Source organism: Flavobacterium sp. CS20, assembly GCF_018080005.1.
Classification (GTDB): domain Bacteria; phylum Bacteroidota; class Bacteroidia; order Flavobacteriales; family Flavobacteriaceae; genus Psychroflexus.
Window position 1 is genome coordinate 1772350 of record NZ_CP073015.1, and the last position, 16122, is coordinate 1788471.

A 16122-nucleotide genomic window follows, 5' to 3' on the forward strand; every position below is an offset into this window, starting at 1 on the left:
ATAGCTTATTATTCAATAATTTATCTCTACTTTTATTATCTAAATTCTATGCTATGCTTGATAATCTCAAACTTAATCAAGTTTTATTTCTTGACATTGAGACCGTACCCGAATTTGAAAGTTTTAAAAGTTTAAGTGCTGTAAAGCAAAAACTTTGGGACGAAAAGTCAGCCTACAAAAGACGATATGATGCTAAAGAAAATGAAGAAATTTCCGCTGCTGAATACTATGAAAAGGCTGGAATTTGGGCAGAATTTGGGAAAATTATTTGCATTTCTGTTGGCATCTTCAATACGGAAAAAAAGGAACCTGAATTTAGGATTAAAAGTTACTATGGCGATGATGAAAAAGAAATTTTAAAAGACTTTTCAAAATTGCTTCACACCCATTACAATACTTCAAATCGTTTACTTAGCGGTCATAACATCAAAGAGTTTGATATTCCTTACATCGCGAGACGCATATTAATTCAGGATTTAGATCTGCCTAAAATATTAAATCTTATGGGTAAAAAACCTTGGGAAGTTCCACATTTAGATACCTTAGAATTGTGGAAATTTGGCGATTACAAACACTTTACTTCATTAAAGTTACTCACCGAAATCTTAGGAGTAGATTCTCCAAAAGATGACTTGAGGAGTCAAGTTAGAAATGTTTATTACAAAAAAAGATTTAAAACGACATTGATGGCAGCTGTGAAAAAGACGTAATTGCAGTTGCTCAAGTGGTGCTGAAATTAGCTAGAAAACCGCTTTTAAAACCCAAACAAATTATTCATATTTAAAAGTAACATGCTGTTAGATATTCAGAATTTAAAAATCAGCTTTAGCAACAATACAGTTGTCAGCAACTTTTCATTGCAACTCAAACCTTCAAAAATTTTGGGCATCGTAGGTGAGTCTGGATCGGGTAAGTCTTTGTCGGTTTTATCTATTCTTGGCATTTTGCCTAAAAACGCCATTTTAAATTTTAAAAAATTAAATTTTGATGGTAAAGATTTGAATTTTAAAGATAAAAAGCGTCTAAGAGCTATAAGAGGTCGAGAAATTTCTATGATTTTTCAAGAACCTATGAGTTCGTTAAATCCTTCTATGACATGTGGTAAACAAGTTGCTGAGGTTTTGATTAATCATAAAATTTGCAGACCAAAAGTCGCCAAAACAAAAGTAATTGGGTTATTTAAAAAAGTGAAACTTCCAGAGCCACAAACCACTTTTAATAAATACCCTCATCAGATTAGTGGCGGACAAAAACAAAGGGTGATGATTGCTATGGCTATTGCGTGCAATCCTAAATTGCTCATCGCCGATGAACCCACAACAGCTCTAGATGTTAGCGTTCAAAAAGATATCATCGATCTATTAAAACATCTGCAACGGGAAACCAAAATGAGCATTATTTTTATCTCTCATGACTTGGCGTTAGTTAAAAATATTGCTGATGACATTATGGTGATGTATCAAGGTAAAATTGTTGAGCAAGCAACTGCCGAACAGATATTTAATAATCCACAAAAGGATTATACTAAAGCACTAATAGCGACGAGACCACAAGTTGGAAAACGGCTTAAAAAATTACCTACCATAAAAGATTTCTCTGAACAACAATTTTCTGAGAATATTGAAACTAAAACCGAACGCCGAAGACGTCATGAAATTTTATATCGTTCAAAACCTATTATAAAAGTTAATGCCTTAAATAAAAGCTTTAAAATTCAATCCTCTTTTTTTGAAAAAGATGTTTACTTTAAAGCTATAAATAACGTGAGTTTTGATGTTTATCAAGGCGAAAAACTTGGTATAGTTGGCGAATCTGGATGTGGCAAAACCACCTTAGGTCATTTGATTACAGGGCTTTTAAAAGCTGATAGTGGTGAAATATGGTATGACAATTTAGATTTAACTCAACTTTCTGCAAAGAGTTTAAAGCCAATCAAAAAGGATATTCAAATTATTTTTCAAGATCCGTATTCTTCTTTAAATCCTAGAATGACAATTGGTGAAGCTATTGCTGAGCCTTTGAGAGTTCATCGAATTATAAAGACTCGTAAAAAGCAAAAAGAAGAAGTAAAATCTTTATTAAAAGCTGTAGGCCTATCAGAAAATCACTACACTCGATATCCACACGAGTTTAGTGGAGGTCAACGCCAACGAATAGGAATAGCTCGCTGTCTTGCTTTAAAACCAAAAATTATTATTTGTGATGAGTCTGTTTCTGCTTTAGATATATCGGTTCAAGCTCAAGTTTTAAATTTACTTGGAGATTTAAAAGAGCAATTTAATCTCACTTATTTATTTATTTCTCACGACTTATCAGTAGTTAAGCAGTTTTCGGATAGAATATTGGTTATGAAAAATGGCAAAGTGATTGAACGTGGTGAAGCCGATGAGGTTTACCTCAATCCTAAAAAAACTTATACTCGCAAACTTATAGAAGCAGTTCCTGTTTAAAATAATAAATAGGAATAGCCAATATTTATACCCCAAGACCAATCTTTATTTTTGTTTTGAGGACCAACAGGACTTAGACCATCAACAAAATCAGAATCAAAAAACATCCAACTGCTTTCTAATACAATTTCACTTTGAATATCTAATTTATATCTTAGACCAGCACGAAAATTAAAACTTAATACCGTATCACTATCTAAATTTATACCATTATCAGGTTCATTAGAAATAAACGTAAGTAAGATATTATCGATATTGCTCAAACCGCCACTTAAACTAGACTCTGCATCAGGCTTAACAAAATTAACCCCTAAACCGACACCTACATAAGGTGATATATCATAAAGAAAACTTTTGTTTCTATAACTCTTGATTGTCTTTATTTTTAAAGGGTAATATTCCAATCCGTTATTTATACCAAAATTAGTGTAGCTACCAGTCATAGAAGCTAAACGAGGATCGTCTGATTCTGGAATATAATGTTCTAAATCGGTTGACGAAAACTGGAGATTAAATCTATATTTAAAATGGTCTTGAAAATAAGATTTTCTATTTCTAAATGCAGGATTGTAATAATAACTTAATGACAAAGCTAAACCTTGATTTCCAAAGTTTGTTTCGCTATCATCACTAATGCCATAATCACTTCTCAATTGGTAAAAACCAAGATTAGCACTAAATTCATGCTCATAAAATTGAGCCTGAGATTCAAAGACAAATATCATTGGCAAAATAAACACTAATTTATTTAAAGTTTTCATTTGGGTTAGATTATTATCTTACAAATATATAAATTTACTTTAAAGCTAATATTTTTTTTTTGTAAAAAATTAATTAACAATCAGGTTTTTGCCTTAATGCCTTTTTTTTAGACAGCATAGCTTTGTTTTCAAGTCTTTTTTGCTGAGATTGTTTTGTTGGTTGGGTGGCTTTTCTTTTCTTGGGTTTTTGTAAAGCAGTGTGAAGCATCTTTTCAAATCGTTGAATCAGTATTTTTTTATTCTGATGTTGGCTTCTTGTGTCAGAGCAACTTAACTGCAAGTCTCCTTTTTTGTTGACTTTATGTTGCAAACGCCTTAAAATTCGATGTTTTTGAGCTTCATCAAGACCTTGACTTTTTCTACAGGCTAAGAAAGATTAACTTTAGTTTCAGTTTTATTGACATGTTGACCACCAGCTCCACTGCTCAAAGCTGTTGTAAATTCTACTTCAGTAAGAATTTGTTTAAAATCCATAATCAATCTTCTTGATGTGCTGGTTTTAGTAAATCAATTACCGTTTTTACTGGGTTAAAAGTGGACAATGGCACTTCTACAAAAATACTGTGCCAATATGCCATACCGCCATTCCAAAGTCCAGGTAGCTCAAGTGCTTTAATATCTTGACCTTCAACAGATTTTTGACAAATAAAACCGCGTTTGGCATTCACAAATTCCATTAAATCAAATTTTTGACCTTTATAATCTTTTACGCCACAAACAATATCAACAGGATTGAAATGTGTAGCTTCTTTTAAAATTTGTTGCTGTTCTTTATCGGTTGAATCAACTTGAGAAGTTTCTACAATTTGGAGAGATTGCCCGCCTTTATCATCTTTGACCCAAAATGGTCCACCGCCTGGATCACCGTCATTTTTTACCATGCCACAAACTCTTATAGGTTTGTGTAATTGTTTTAAAAGTTCGCTAATCTTATTAGAAGGTGTTTTTATATTTAGATTTTCTTTAGCAAATTTTTGAACTTCTTCAATTGATTCAGCGGTTGGGTTTTGCTCTAAAGTCTTTTGAAAACCAAATATTTTGTTTTGCAAATTCAATAAAACCCCTGCTAAAATTTTTTTGGTTTCTGCCGTAATCTTTTTATCTACTTGTCTTTTGGATATGTTATCGATGTTTTTTATAAAAATTAAATCCACATCTATTGCATTTAGGTTGTGAATTAATGCACCGTGTCCGCCAGGTCTGAAAAAAAGTTGATTGTTTCTGTCTCTATAAGGCGAATTATCTAAATTAACCGCTACAGTATCGGTTGAAGGTTTTTGGTATGAAAAACTGACTTTAAAATCAATATCTTCTTGATTATGAGATTTTAAATATTGTTTTAAGGTTGCTTTAAAATCATTTTCATGCTCTTGAGAAATGGTAAAGTGCAACTGAGCTATATCATTTTTAGTTGCATAAGATTTGGCTTCTTCGAGATGTTCTTCAAAAGGCGTGAAAATTTTATCCCCATAGTTGTGAAAAGGAATTAAGCCTTTAGGTAAGGTATTTAAGTTCAATCCTTTTTCTGATAAAGAAGTTTTCAGAATTAATACGGCTTGTTCAATTTGAGTGAAATCTTCAAAGTTTTGGTAAGTCTGTTTGGCTGAGCTTAGAGCTTCTTGGTAAAACGCGAGTTGTTCTATTTTTTCTACCAATGGTTTAAGCGAAATAAAATCTTCAGTTTTTAAAAGACTTTTTATTTCTTTGTCTTTAATTTCAACTTCATTAAGAAATTGATGCAAAAGGCGAAACATTCTTGATCTGCTCCACTGGCTGGTATAAATTTAACCACCTCAACTTGTGAAGTTTCATAGGTATTTTTGTAATGTTTCTTGTCTTCATCACTCAATTTTTTGATGCCTTTACCAAGTTGGGCATAATCTAGAATTTTTACAAATGGGATACCTATTTCAAAGGTTTTAAGCTGGTTAGACAACTCCGCTTCTGAAATTCCTTTGCTTTCAAGTTGCTTTTTGTCACTTGGAGATAGTTGCATAATTATTGGTTTGTAGTATTTTTTTCACTTCTGAAAGTCGTTTACTTAAATCGCCACTCAAAATATAAAAATTTTTATCATATTTGACAAGATAGTTTTTAAAAATCTCAAACATCTCTTGCCTTTCGTTAGGTTTATCCCTTAAATCATCGGCTTCCCAAGGTGTGTCAATATCTGTCAAAAAGTAATAATCGTAGTCGTGACTCAAAGCAATAGATTTTAATTTAGAAAAATCTTCATTTGGAAAATACACTCGTGCATAAACATAGGTTTCTAAAAGATTAGTATCGCAAAATAAATATTGATTTGATATTTCGGCTAATTGATTTTCTAAAGCAATTTGTCCTTCAGCAATTGGCATAATATCCGAAGCTTCACAGGCTTTACCGGTTTTGTCGTATTTATTTTGAAGATAATCTCTTGCAAATTCTGGTACCCATTGGGTGTTGTATTGCTCAGCTAAAGTTTTAGCTATGGTTGTTTTTCCGGTAGATTCTGGGTAGTAAAACACTACTTTAATAAGTTGGTTTTGGGTTTGTTGAGTTGTTTTTTCCATGCGTTGTAACCGTAAATTGCTATTATCGTAAAAATGACATATTGAAATGCTGAAAACACTAAGCCTTTATACAAATACAAAGGTATTGAAATGATATCACCTAAAATCCACAGTTGCCAGTTTTCAAGTTTTTTCTTTGCCATAAGCCACATTCCTAAGAAGAAAATAGCTGTTGTTATGGTATCAACATAAGCTGTCCAAGAATTCCATTTATCAAATATGCTATAAATTATGGCGACAAAAATTAGCGTTGCAACAAATATAATAGTCGAGATTTTATACTCTTGTTTAGTTTCTATTTTAGTGATGGGAATAAAATGGTTTTCATCAACTTTTTGAGTCCAAATATACCAACCATAAATACTCATTATAAAGTAATAGGCATTAATCATCATATCGCCAAGCAGACCATATACCAATAGAATATAAACAAAAATAGCTGTGCTGATAATACCAGTAGGAAAAACTAAGATGTTGTCTTGTTTAGAAAACCAAACACTCATCAAACCAAACAGACTACCAATAATTTCGAGAATAACTAAGTGTTGCGGTGTGTTTTCGTATTGTTGAAAAAACCATTCAAAAATCGGGCTCATAGTCTTTTCGATTGGATTTTACAATTTTGATGTATAAAACACCGTGTTTAACGGCTTCTAAAGCGGTTTCAATTTCTGTATTTAAAACTTTCATCACGGCATGGTAATTTCCATAAACTTGAGTGCTTAACGGATTTTCTTTAATGTGTAAACCGCTGTTTCTCAAGGCTGTGATTAAATTTATTATAGGTTGTTCAAAATCATCTTGAAGTGGCGAAAAGGTCAACTCGACTGAAATATCCATAGTTTTTTTATTCAAAAATATAATATTTTAAAGGTTTTGAGCACTATTATATTTCAAAATAAATTTTATATTCACGCAACTATAAAGGGATTTTGCACTCTATTTTATAGAATTAAGTAGATTTAAACCTGTAAACACTTTAATATGAAACATTTAATTATTTGTTTCCTGTTAAATGCCAAAGGAAAATATAAAGTCTTGAGCATTACAGGAAAAATCAAAATTGATGGTGGTTGACCATGAACTTAAAAATGTAAAAAGTTTAAAACAACAAAAAATGATGTTTAACCGAATTAGCCAAAAAAAAAGCTCGCCTTAATTGACGAGCTTTTTTCTATTGTAATCTATTAATTTTGACCTACCAATTCACCTCAAAACTTTCACCATTATCTAAAGTTATTGTTGCGGTTTGACTACCGTTAAACACTATAGTTGCTCCTCTGTTAACAATATTTCCGTTGGGTAATGTTGCAGAAAAATCAACTTCAAAAGTTCCAGATAAAATTTGTTGTGTTGATTTAGATACTACAATATCATCTGATCCATAAGTCAACAAAATGTCCATGCTATTTTGGTTACCAACATTAGATTGGAAATGTCCTTCTCTGGTATGATTGGCATTGTAAACCCATTCGGTTGAAGTTGGTTCAAGACCTGTGATAAGAAATTGGTATGTTCTCAAAATGGATTTAGACAAATTAGGACCCTCAAATTCTAAACTACCACTGCCTTCTAAGCTATAACTCACTGCATTGTTTTGGGAATCGCAATTTAAAGTCCAACCCCAATTGGTTTGGATAGACCAAGTCCTGTTGCCAGCTGTATCAGAACTTTGAAAGCTTTCAGATACGGATTGGTTACAATTCAATGTACTTAAATCCATTGTTTCTTCAGTTGCTGATTTACCTGCAGTATCACTGTTTAAGCTAGTGGATGATGTTTGTACATCAGCTATGATGCCACCTTCATCTACTAATGAAGATTTTAAAATTTCTTGAACTTCTTCATCGGATACAGAAGACTCAACAGCACTTGATGTGTCATCATCTGAGCAACTTGTCATAACAAGACTGCTCAAGGTAAAAATCAAAACGAATTTGATTAAAAATTTGTTTGTCGTTTTCATAGTTATAAATTTTTAAGTTTAAACAAAGATAAGTTGATATTTTTTTTTAAATTTTTAATTTCTTATGAAATGGAAGTTTTTAGCATTCAAACTGACATATTATTGACTCAGCCAATTTTTAAAGTCTGATGCTTTAGCTTTGCTCACAATAATATTATCTTGACTTTGCACTTTCATTTTAATTTTCAAACGACCATTAAAATAATGACGAATATCTTCAATATATTTCCTATTGATAATGAATTGACGGTTGGCTCTATAAAAATCATCGGAGTCAAGTTGTTTTTCTAGTTGCTCTAAACTTTCATGCCATCTATATGATTTTGCACTAGTAATAGTAAGATAAACACCATCTTCAGCGGTATAAAAAAAGGCAATATCACTACTGCTAATCGGTAATAAACGATCTTGAAAACTCACTAAAAAAGTCTTTTTATATGATTGAGATTTTTTTATTTCCTCAAACAGATGATATACTTTTTTATTTTGAGCTATGGTTTGTCCTTTTTTATAAGTTTTTAGTTTATTTAAAGCTTGCGTTATATCATCTCTAGAAAACGGTTTTAAAACATAATCTATGCCATGATGCTTAAACGCCTCAAGTGCATAATGGTTATAGGCTGTAACAAATACTATAGGGATTTTAGGGTCGATTTCTTTTAAAATTGAGAAACTTAAATCATCGGCCAATTGAATATCTGAAAATATAGCATCAACAGCAGAGTGTTTTTTTAAAACCCTTAGCGTTTCAGACTTATCTTCAAAAACCCCGATAATTTTTACGCTTGGGTCAACTGTTTTTATGGTTTGGCTCAAGAGTTTTGCACTGGCATTTTCGTCTTCTATGATCAGTATATTCATAATTTTGAACTTTAAAGACTTAAAGGAAGTCCAACAGAAAATATATTGTTTTCTTTTTGAATAATCACACTCATTTGTTGAGACCATTGAGCTCTTTTTTGAAGGCTACTCAAGCCAAAATTTTCACCTTGTACAGGGTTTTGCTTCATTTGAAGTTCATGTGCAACCCAAACATAATGGTCTTTATCAAAAATATTAATGATTAGTGGTTTGTCTTTTCTAATTATATTGTGTTTTAAAGCATTTTCAAGCGACGTTTGTAAACCCATGCTGAGTACCTTTTTATTATATACCTGTATATTTAATTTAAAATTGACGTCAAAAGCCTGTCCATATCTTAATTTTTGTAGTTTGATAAAAGCCTCTACAAATTCGATATCGTCTTTCAATTTTACCAAATCAGGTTGATCTGCCAAACTTTGCCTGAATATTTTAGACATATAGCTTATGTAATCTGTGGCTTTGTCAGGATTTTCTGCTACGATTGAAGACAAACTGTTGAGAGTATTGAAAAAGAAATGCGGATTGATTTGATTTTTTAACTGTTGATGTTGTGCGTTTTTGGTTTCCAACTCTAATTTGTGAATGTGCTTTTGATGGTTTTGAGTTTCTTCATTGAGCATTAAAATTTTGAAAACTAACAAGATTAAAGCCATAGACAATCCATATCTGGCAATATAACCAAACGCAATGATGATTTTTTTTGTGTTTTCAAACATTTCAATGTGAGCTTTATAATTGAATATAACAATGATAAAAAGTAAAATAAAATTGAAAAGTATCAAAGACCATGTTGAAGTTTTTAGTTTAAATATATTTCTATTGTAACCATAGAAATTGACTAAAAAAACAACTAAACAAAACAAAATATGAGTAACATATTGATACCAAAATTCGTATAAAGAATTAAACTGAAAGCGGTTTATCCGTTGAGGACTTAAGCTTATAATAAGTTTTGAAACATTAAAAAGGCTGGCTATAAGCCATGAAGATATGCTCACATAAAGCCATTGTTTTTTGGTCAACATTCCTCTTTTCCTTTTCCTTTTTATTCAAAAGTATGAATTTTTAAGATTTGAATAGATTTATCTTAACTTGAACTGGATATAATTCAAGTTTAAGTGTCATACTTTGTAACTAAAGCTTATTCAGCAACAACTCATAATACTGAAATATCAGCTTTAAATCTTAATGATCAATTGAAAACTATTTTAACGTGAGTTTGATATAAATTCCAATAAAATATATTTATATAAAATACAGATTTTTAATCATTTGTCATGTCGATAGAGCGAGCATGAGCGACGAGACATCTCAGTAGGATGAGATTTCTCTTCATTCTTCGTTCGGAATGACAAAATTTGCTAACAAAAATATGTAATCATCTGATTTACAGATTTCAATAAATCGAACTCGCGTTATTTTAAGATGTCGTGCCAATTATTGCGATAAATTTTCAGAGTTTAAATTTAAGCCACATCTCAATTCAACGTTTAAGACAAGTAGAAATAGAATTTCCGTCAAATATTTTCATTGAAATTAATTTTTAATCAATAGCAAATCTCCAACCGTACGGATCTTCAGTTCTGTTATACTGAATATCTTGTAATTTAGATTTAAAGAACAAACTGTAAGGCTCATCAATATTTGGGATATCATGGTATTTGTTTTGATACTCAAAGCCCGTAACTTGAGCAACAGTTGCCGCAGTTCCAGCACCAAATATCTCTTTTAACTCTCCATTTTCAGAAGCTTCCACAATTCGTTTAACTTCTACTGGTTCAACTTCAACTTCTATTCCATTATCTTTAGCCAACTGAATGATACTATTTCTAGTTACACCATTTAGAATTCTATCGCTAATTGGAGCTGTAAGAAGCTTGTCATTTATGCGGAAGAAAATATTCATCGTTCCAGCTTCTTCTAAGTATTGGTGAGTGTTAGCGTCAGTCCATATAATTTGCTGATAGCCTTTTTCTTTGGCTAAGTTAGTGGGATAAAATTGAGCTCCATAATTACCCGCGACTTTAGCAAAACCTACACCGCCATCAGCGACTCGGCTAAATTCTTCAGCAAACAAAACTTTTACAGGTTCATTGTAATAAGCTTGAGCTGGACAAGTAATAATCATAAATCTATAACTGTCTGACGGTCTGCGACTACACCATTTTCTGTGGCAATCACAAATGGACGAATATAAAGCGAATTACCTTGACCTTTTTTTATCCAATCAGAATCAAGTTTGAGAAGAGTTTTTAAACTTTCAAAAAAATATTCTTTTGGAAACTCAGGAATAGCCAACCGTTTAGACGATTTATTGATGCGTTCAAAATTTCGCTCTGGTCTAAACAACCACACTTGATCATTGTCATCTTTAAAAGCTTTCATCCCTTCAAACACTGCTTGACCATAGTGAAAAGCTTTAGATGATGGTTCAAATTCCATCGGACCGTAAGGCACAATTTGAGGACGTTGCCACTTACCGTCAACAAAGTCGCAATACATCATATGATCTGAATAAACTTTACCAAAAGGTAAATTGTTAAAATTGACTTCGTTAATTTTTGATTGTGAATTTTTTTTGATGTCTAAAAGTGCGACTTTTGTTTCCATTTGTTTATTTTTGTATTCGCAAATATAATTGTTTTCAATCAGTTTTTTATTTGCTCATATATTAAATTTATCTTATAATTAAGCCCTCAAAATACATTAAAATTATGAAATATTCAATAATAAGCCTATTTTTTTTAATATTTGTTTCTTGTAAAGATGCTCAAAAACAAACTGATCAGTTAGTTGAGAAGCAAAAAAAAGAGCTTACAAAAACTGCTGATCAAAAGTTTTTTGGAGAGAAATTTGACATTTCAAATCAGATTGAATCTCAAAAAATATTGAGTACCTATAACCAAATGAAAGTTGGTGATACTATAGAAATCACTTTTGCTTCTAAAGTCAATTCTGTTTGTAAAAAGAAAGGTTGCTGGATGAGATTAGAATTACCTGATGGGCAAGAAACCTTTGTCCGGTTTAAAGATTATGGTTTTTTTGTTCCAAAAGATATAGAAAATCAAACGGCTATTGTTCATGGCAAAGCCTTTGTGCAAGAGACTTCTGTAGAAGATTTAAAACACTACGCCAAAGATGCAGGCAAGTCTAAAGAAGACATTGTAGCCATCACTGAGCCTGAACTAAGCTACAGTTTTGAAGCTGATGGAGTTTATTTGCAATAGTTTCTGGTTTCTGGTTTTCTGGAATCGCTTAAGCTCTCGGGATCTTTGACTTGTTTGTTTCTGGTTCAAAGTCATTATGCGTTTGTCATTGAAGTTATATTTTAACTTGATATTTCTAAATTGAAAAAACAAATCATCACCACCGCTGATGGTTCTAAAACCATTTACTTTCCTGAATGGAATGAGAGTTATCATTCCAAACACGGTGCTATACAAGAAGCTCAACACGTTTACATCAAATCTGGTTTAGATTTTAGATGCAAAAGAGATAAAGCTACAAATTTAACCTTATTGGAATTTGGCTTTGGCACAGGACTCAATGCTTTTCTATGTTTGATTTATGCCAACGCAAATCAAGTAAATTTAACCTACCATAGCATTGAGAAATTTCCACTAAATCAATCCGAAATCAATAGTGTTAATTACGCTGAAATTTTAAAATTAAACCCATCAGAATTCAATTATTTACATTCTATTGAGTGGGAAAAATCAGTTAAAATTCATGATTATTTTCAACTTAAAAAAATTAAAACCGATTTTGAAAATTTTAAAACTGATGGTAAATATGATGTTATATTTTTTGATGCTTTTGGTCCGAGAATTCAACCAAAACTTTGGACAAAACCCATTTTACAAAATTGTTATAATATGATGTCTGAAAATGGAGTTTGGGTAACGTATTCTTGTAAAGGAAGTGTGAAACGAGATTTACAAAACATTGGTTTTCAAGTTGAAAAAATCGCTGGAATACCTGGTAAACGTGAGATGTTAAGAGCTACAAAATTTTAGGTTTAAGGTTTAGGATTGATATCTATAAATTTAAAGCCGTTAAATCTCTTGCAAAGATGCCAAGTCGCAAAGTTTAAGCTTCTATAACTTTCAATATATCATCAAGGCCTAAACCGTATTTTTCAAACAATTCATCGGTGTTGCCGTGTGAAATAAATTTGTCTGGCAAACCCATAGTTTTGACTTCAATATCAGGATGATGTATTGCTAAATATGCTTGAATAGATTCACCAAAACCGCCTATTACAACGCCATCTTCAAGTGTGATGATTTTTTTATAATCTTTTGCTATTTCGTCTAAAGTATCAGTATCTAAAGGTTTTACAAATCTCATATCGTATAAACCGATATTTTTATTTGATTTTTTTATAGCTTTTTCAGCCAACCAACGCATTTTCCCTAAACTTAAAATAGCGATATTTTCTCCTACTTTGATGCTTTTGGCTTTGCCTATTGAGACAGTTTGAAACTTCATATCTAATTGCTCTACATCACTTTTGCCTCTTGGATATCTTATAATTATGGGGTTTTTTAATCCTAAACTAGCAGTATATAGCAAATTTTTTATGTCTTCAGCACAAGAAGGCGAAGCAATAATTAAGTTGGGAATGCCTTTTAAAAAACCTATATCAAACACACCGTGGTGTGTAGCTCCATCATTTCCAACTATACCTGCTCTATCTACACAAAAAACAACTGGCAGGTTTTGTAGAGCCACATCGTGTATCAATTGGTCATAAGCTCTTTGAAGAAAAGTGGAATATATTGTGCAAAACACTTTAAAACCTCTTGTAGCCATACCAGCAGAAAAAGTAACCGCGTGTTGCTCGGCAATTCCAACATCAAAAGCACGTTTTGGAAAAGCTGCCATCATGTATTTTAATGAACTTCCAGTAGGCATGGCTGGTGTAACTCCAATAATTTTTTCATCTTGTTCAGCCAAATACAGAAGCGTTTTGCCAAAGACATCTTGATATTTTATTCGATTGTCTTCAGAAGCTATGTTGAACGTTTTTCCTGTGATTTTATCAAATCTACCAGGGGCATGATATTTAACTTGCTCAATTTCTGCTGATTTTAAACCTTTTCCTTTTTTGGTCATGACATGTAGAAATCGCGGACCTTTGATTTGTTTTAGGTCATTAAAAGCTTTGATCAAAGCAGATATATCATGACCATCAATCGATTCAACATAGGTAAAATTTAAAGCTTCAATAATATTAGATTGCTTAGGTTTATAGCCTATTTTAGCTTTGGTTAGATAATTTTTTAATGCCCCAACACTTGGATCAATTCCAATGGCATTATCGTTAAGAATAACGAGAAAATTGGCAGAAGTTACGCCTGCATGATTTAGACCTTCAAAAGCCATTCCAGAAGCAATAGATGCATCGCCAATCACAGCAATGTGCTCTCTTTTTAAGTTACCTTCGAGCTTAGATGCTATCGCCATTCCCAGAGTCGCAGAAATTGACGTTGAACTGTGACCAACCCCAAATGCATCATAAGGACTTTCTTCTCGAGAAGGAAAACCTGAAATTCCACCAAGCTGTCTATTGGTGTGAAATTTATCCCGACGACCCGTTAATATTTTATGACCGTAAGCTTGATGACCGACATCCCAAATCAATTGGTCGTCTGGTGTGTTAAACACATAATGAAGTGCAATGGTCAATTCAACGGTTCCTAAACTTGCTCCCAAATGACCACCATACTTAGAGACTATATCTATAATAAATTGTCTTAATTCTTTTGCAACATCACTCAAATTGTCTTGGGAAAGTTGACGAAGATCTTGTGGTGAATTGATATTTTTTAAATACTCTTCTTTCATTTAAACAAAGATATAGCTTGATTTTGTATTTTTAGACAATGAAAACAGAATTTGATGACACTTATTTTATGCAAAAGGCTTTAGATGAAGCCGAAATAGCTTATGAAAAAGGAGAAGTCCCAGTTGGGGCAGTAATTGCAATTGACAAAACCATCATAGCGAGAGCACATAACCTCACCGAAACTTTAAACGATGTTACGGCTCATGCCGAAATGCAAGCCATCACTTCAGCGACCAATTATCTCGGCGGTAAATATTTGAATCAATGCACTTTATATGTCAGCTTAGAACCCTGCCAAATGTGTGCTGGTGCGTTGTATTGGAGTCAGTTGAAGAAATTGGTTTACGCTGCTAGTGACCACAAGCGTGGTTTTGTGATTATGCAAACCCAGCTTCATCCTAAAACTGAAGTTAAAAAAGGAATTTTAGAGCAAAAAGCTTCACATTTGATGAAAAAATTCTTTTTTGAAAGGAGAGAGTAATAAGCCTTATAAAACATAATATTTTATGAAGTTTTACCTATTAACTTTTCATAACAACAAAGTCTCTAAAGTTATTTCTGTTTACAAAAAACGTATTAGTATTATAATTGTTTATAAAAGTTTTTGAAATTTTAGCTTTTTTAGCTGGGTTCCATTTGAATTCGAAAGCTTGAAGCTCTTGACTGATTTCCTCTATATAATCGATTTCCTGTTGTTGAGTAGTCCTCCAAAAATAAGAGTTTGCTAAACTATTTTTGTATTCAATTTGTTTTATTCTTTCAGCGACAAGAAAGTTTTCCCACAAAGCACCTACATCAGTTCTAAGTTGAACCTTGTTCATACTCCCAATTATAGCATTTCTAACACCATTATCATAAAAGTAAATTTTCTTTCCTTTTTTAATTTCATTTCTAAGGTTTCTGCTAAAGCTAGGTAATTTAAATATCACGTATCCTTTTTCTAAAATAGAGATGTATTTTTCAACCGTATTTCGGTCTATACCAACCAGCTGACTAAGTTCGTTGTAATTGACTTCACTACCAACCTGAAGTGCCAGAGCATTGACCAGTTTGTCTAAGACTTCAGGTTTTTTAACACCTCCATAAGCCAGAATATCTTTATATAAATAACTATTTACTAAATCCTTAAGAATTTGAATTTCTTCTCCTTGGTTATTTAAAACATCAGGATACATACCATAAACAAGCCTGTCTTCAAGTTGTTTTTCTGCGGATAAATAGCCGACTTGATCTTCAAATTCTTCCCAACTTATAGGCAGTAATTTGTATTCCCATTTTCTACCTGTAAGCGACTCATTAAATTCATCATAAATATAAAATGAAGAGGAGCCACTTATCCAAAGTTGAACATCTTGAAATTGATCTATAATAATTTTCGCAGTAAGTCCTATATTGTTTATTCTTTGAGCTTCATCTATAAATACAATCTTTTTATTTTTAAGCAAACTTCTTATTTGATCGGTATTTGGCGTATCTAACAGCGTTCTCGTAGCAGGGTCGTCACCATCAAAAAACAAAAAATCCTCATGACTAATCAATTCTTTTATCAGTGTCGTTTTACCTACTTGCCTTGGTCCAACTATAATGATTGCCTTGCCTCGGTTTAATTTAGTCTTGATGTTTTCTGCTATGGTGCGTTTTATCATTTTTAATTAAAAATAAAGATGTATTCAAAAGT

At 32.1% G+C, this 16122-nt stretch carries 14 protein-coding genes and 3 pseudogenes; 5 read left to right on the forward strand and 12 right to left on the reverse strand.

Translation table 11 applies throughout. The features are described from left to right. Window positions 1–53 precede the first annotated feature (53 nt). Both IGB25_RS08390 and IGB25_RS08395 read left to right on the forward strand, forming a co-directional pair. Window positions 54–784 (forward strand): annotated as a pseudogene (locus tag IGB25_RS08390) (ribonuclease H-like domain-containing protein). 7 nt (window positions 785–791) lie between these two features. Continuing rightward, window positions 792–2450, forward strand: coding sequence for an ABC transporter ATP-binding protein (locus tag IGB25_RS08395; protein WP_211064623.1), 1659 nt, complete (start codon window positions 792–794; stop codon window positions 2448–2450). Here IGB25_RS08395 and IGB25_RS08400 read toward each other — a convergent pair. From IGB25_RS08400 to IGB25_RS08450, 10 genes and pseudogenes are all read right to left on the reverse strand, one after another. Further along, window positions 2447–3211 carry a hypothetical protein gene (locus IGB25_RS08400; RefSeq protein WP_211064624.1) on the reverse strand — a complete coding sequence of 255 codons (765 nt, stop codon included), beginning with the start codon at window positions 3209–3211 and terminating at the stop codon, window positions 2447–2449. The two genes, IGB25_RS08395 and IGB25_RS08400, sit on opposite strands and share 4 nt — an antisense overlap. A 366-nt stretch (window positions 3212–3577) precedes the next feature. Continuing rightward, window positions 3578–3685: a peptide chain release factor-like protein gene (locus tag IGB25_RS14905; protein WP_247653456.1), complete on the reverse strand. Its 108-nt coding sequence runs from the start codon at window positions 3683–3685 to the stop codon at window positions 3578–3580. A gap of 2 nt (window positions 3686–3687) precedes the next feature. Beyond that, a pseudogene (locus IGB25_RS08410) lies at window positions 3688–5207 on the reverse strand (DUF4301 family protein). Then, the gene (locus tag IGB25_RS08420; protein WP_211064627.1) at window positions 5188–5763 is read right to left on the reverse strand and encodes an AAA family ATPase; all 576 of its coding nucleotides are present in this window, start codon (window positions 5761–5763) and stop codon (window positions 5188–5190) included. The pseudogene IGB25_RS08410 and the gene IGB25_RS08420 overlap by 20 nt, the downstream one beginning before the upstream one ends. Next, entirely contained in the window at window positions 5718–6359 is a 642-nt protein-coding gene (pnuC, locus tag IGB25_RS08425; protein ID WP_211064628.1) for a nicotinamide riboside transporter PnuC, read from the reverse strand. The genes IGB25_RS08420 and pnuC overlap by 46 nt, the downstream gene beginning before the upstream one ends. Next, a complete protein-coding gene (locus tag IGB25_RS08430) occupies window positions 6343–6603 on the reverse strand; it encodes a hypothetical protein (RefSeq protein ID WP_211064629.1) in 261 nt (86 codons plus the stop codon). Before IGB25_RS08430 ends, pnuC begins: the two co-directional genes overlap by 17 nt. Window positions 6604–6961: 358 nt before the next feature. Then, complete coding sequence (locus IGB25_RS08435) at window positions 6962–7729, reverse strand: hypothetical protein (protein ID WP_211064630.1); 768 nt, start codon at window positions 7727–7729, stop codon at window positions 6962–6964. 99 nt (window positions 7730–7828) lie between these two features. Continuing rightward, window positions 7829–8590: a LytTR family DNA-binding domain-containing protein gene (locus IGB25_RS08440; RefSeq protein WP_211064631.1), complete on the reverse strand. Its 762-nt coding sequence runs from the start codon at window positions 8588–8590 to the stop codon at window positions 7829–7831. An 11-nt stretch (window positions 8591–8601) separates the two neighbouring features. After that, a complete protein-coding gene (locus IGB25_RS08445) occupies window positions 8602–9309 on the reverse strand; it encodes a sensor histidine kinase (RefSeq protein ID WP_211064632.1) in 708 nt (235 codons plus the stop codon). 827 nt (window positions 9310–10136) lie between these two features. After that, window positions 10137–11203, reverse strand: a pseudogene (locus IGB25_RS08450) (branched-chain amino acid aminotransferase). Window positions 11204–11307: 104 nt separating this feature from the next. Here IGB25_RS08450 and IGB25_RS08455 point away from each other — a divergent pair. Next, window positions 11308–11820 carry a DUF4920 domain-containing protein gene (locus tag IGB25_RS08455; RefSeq protein WP_211064633.1) on the forward strand — a complete coding sequence of 171 codons (513 nt, stop codon included), beginning with the start codon at window positions 11308–11310 and terminating at the stop codon, window positions 11818–11820. 120 nt (window positions 11821–11940) lie between these two features. Further along, a complete protein-coding gene (gene mnmD / locus IGB25_RS08460; protein WP_211064634.1) occupies window positions 11941–12609 on the forward strand; it encodes a tRNA (5-methylaminomethyl-2-thiouridine)(34)-methyltransferase MnmD in 669 nt (222 codons plus the stop codon). A 73-nt stretch (window positions 12610–12682) separates the two neighbouring features. Here mnmD and IGB25_RS08465 read toward each other — a convergent pair whose 3' ends face one another. After that, window positions 12683–14443 carry a 1-deoxy-D-xylulose-5-phosphate synthase gene (locus IGB25_RS08465; protein WP_211064635.1) on the reverse strand — a complete coding sequence of 587 codons (1761 nt, stop codon included), beginning with the start codon at window positions 14441–14443 and terminating at the stop codon, window positions 12683–12685. Window positions 14444–14481: 38 nt separating this feature from the next. On the opposite strand from IGB25_RS08465, the gene IGB25_RS08470 reads away from it, so the two are divergent. Then, window positions 14482–14925 carry a nucleoside deaminase gene (locus tag IGB25_RS08470; protein ID WP_211064636.1) on the forward strand — a complete coding sequence of 148 codons (444 nt, stop codon included), beginning with the start codon at window positions 14482–14484 and terminating at the stop codon, window positions 14923–14925. Window positions 14926–14965: 40 nt separating this feature from the next. On the opposite strand, the gene IGB25_RS08475 is transcribed toward IGB25_RS08470, so the two are convergent. Beyond that, on the reverse strand, window positions 14966–16090 hold the full coding sequence (locus IGB25_RS08475) for an ATP-binding protein (RefSeq protein WP_211064637.1): 1125 nt from the start codon (window positions 16088–16090) through the stop codon (window positions 14966–14968). Window positions 16091–16122 lie beyond the last annotated feature (32 nt).

Excerpts from the sequence above, each read along its gene's own strand:
- IGB25_RS08395 (WP_211064623.1), top strand. The coding sequence starts at position 792 with ATGCTGTTAGATATTCAGAATTTAAAAATCAGCTTTAGCAACAATACA.
- IGB25_RS08400 (WP_211064624.1), bottom strand. The coding sequence starts at position 3,211 with ATGAAAACTTTAAATAAATTAGTGTTTATTTTGCCAATGATATTTGTC.
- IGB25_RS14905 (WP_247653456.1), bottom strand. The coding sequence starts at position 3,685 with ATGGATTTTAAACAAATTCTTACTGAAGTAGAATTTACAACAGCTTTG.
- IGB25_RS08420 (WP_211064627.1), bottom strand. The coding sequence starts at position 5,763 with ATGGAAAAAACAACTCAACAAACCCAAAACCAACTTATTAAAGTAGTG.
- pnuC (WP_211064628.1), bottom strand. The coding sequence starts at position 6,359 with ATGAGCCCGATTTTTGAATGGTTTTTTCAACAATACGAAAACACACCG.
- IGB25_RS08430 (WP_211064629.1), bottom strand. The coding sequence starts at position 6,603 with ATGGATATTTCAGTCGAGTTGACCTTTTCGCCACTTCAAGATGATTTT.
- IGB25_RS08435 (WP_211064630.1), bottom strand. The coding sequence starts at position 7,729 with ATGAAAACGACAAACAAATTTTTAATCAAATTCGTTTTGATTTTTACC.
- IGB25_RS08440 (WP_211064631.1), bottom strand. The coding sequence starts at position 8,590 with ATGAATATACTGATCATAGAAGACGAAAATGCCAGTGCAAAACTCTTG.
- IGB25_RS08445 (WP_211064632.1), bottom strand. The coding sequence starts at position 9,309 with ATGTTTGAAAACACAAAAAAAATCATCATTGCGTTTGGTTATATTGCC.
- IGB25_RS08455 (WP_211064633.1), top strand. The coding sequence starts at position 11,308 with ATGAAATATTCAATAATAAGCCTATTTTTTTTAATATTTGTTTCTTGT.
- IGB25_RS08465 (WP_211064635.1), bottom strand. The coding sequence starts at position 14,443 with ATGAAAGAAGAGTATTTAAAAAATATCAATTCACCACAAGATCTTCGT.
- IGB25_RS08470 (WP_211064636.1), top strand. The coding sequence starts at position 14,482 with ATGAAAACAGAATTTGATGACACTTATTTTATGCAAAAGGCTTTAGAT.
- IGB25_RS08475 (WP_211064637.1), bottom strand. The coding sequence starts at position 16,090 with ATGATAAAACGCACCATAGCAGAAAACATCAAGACTAAATTAAACCGA.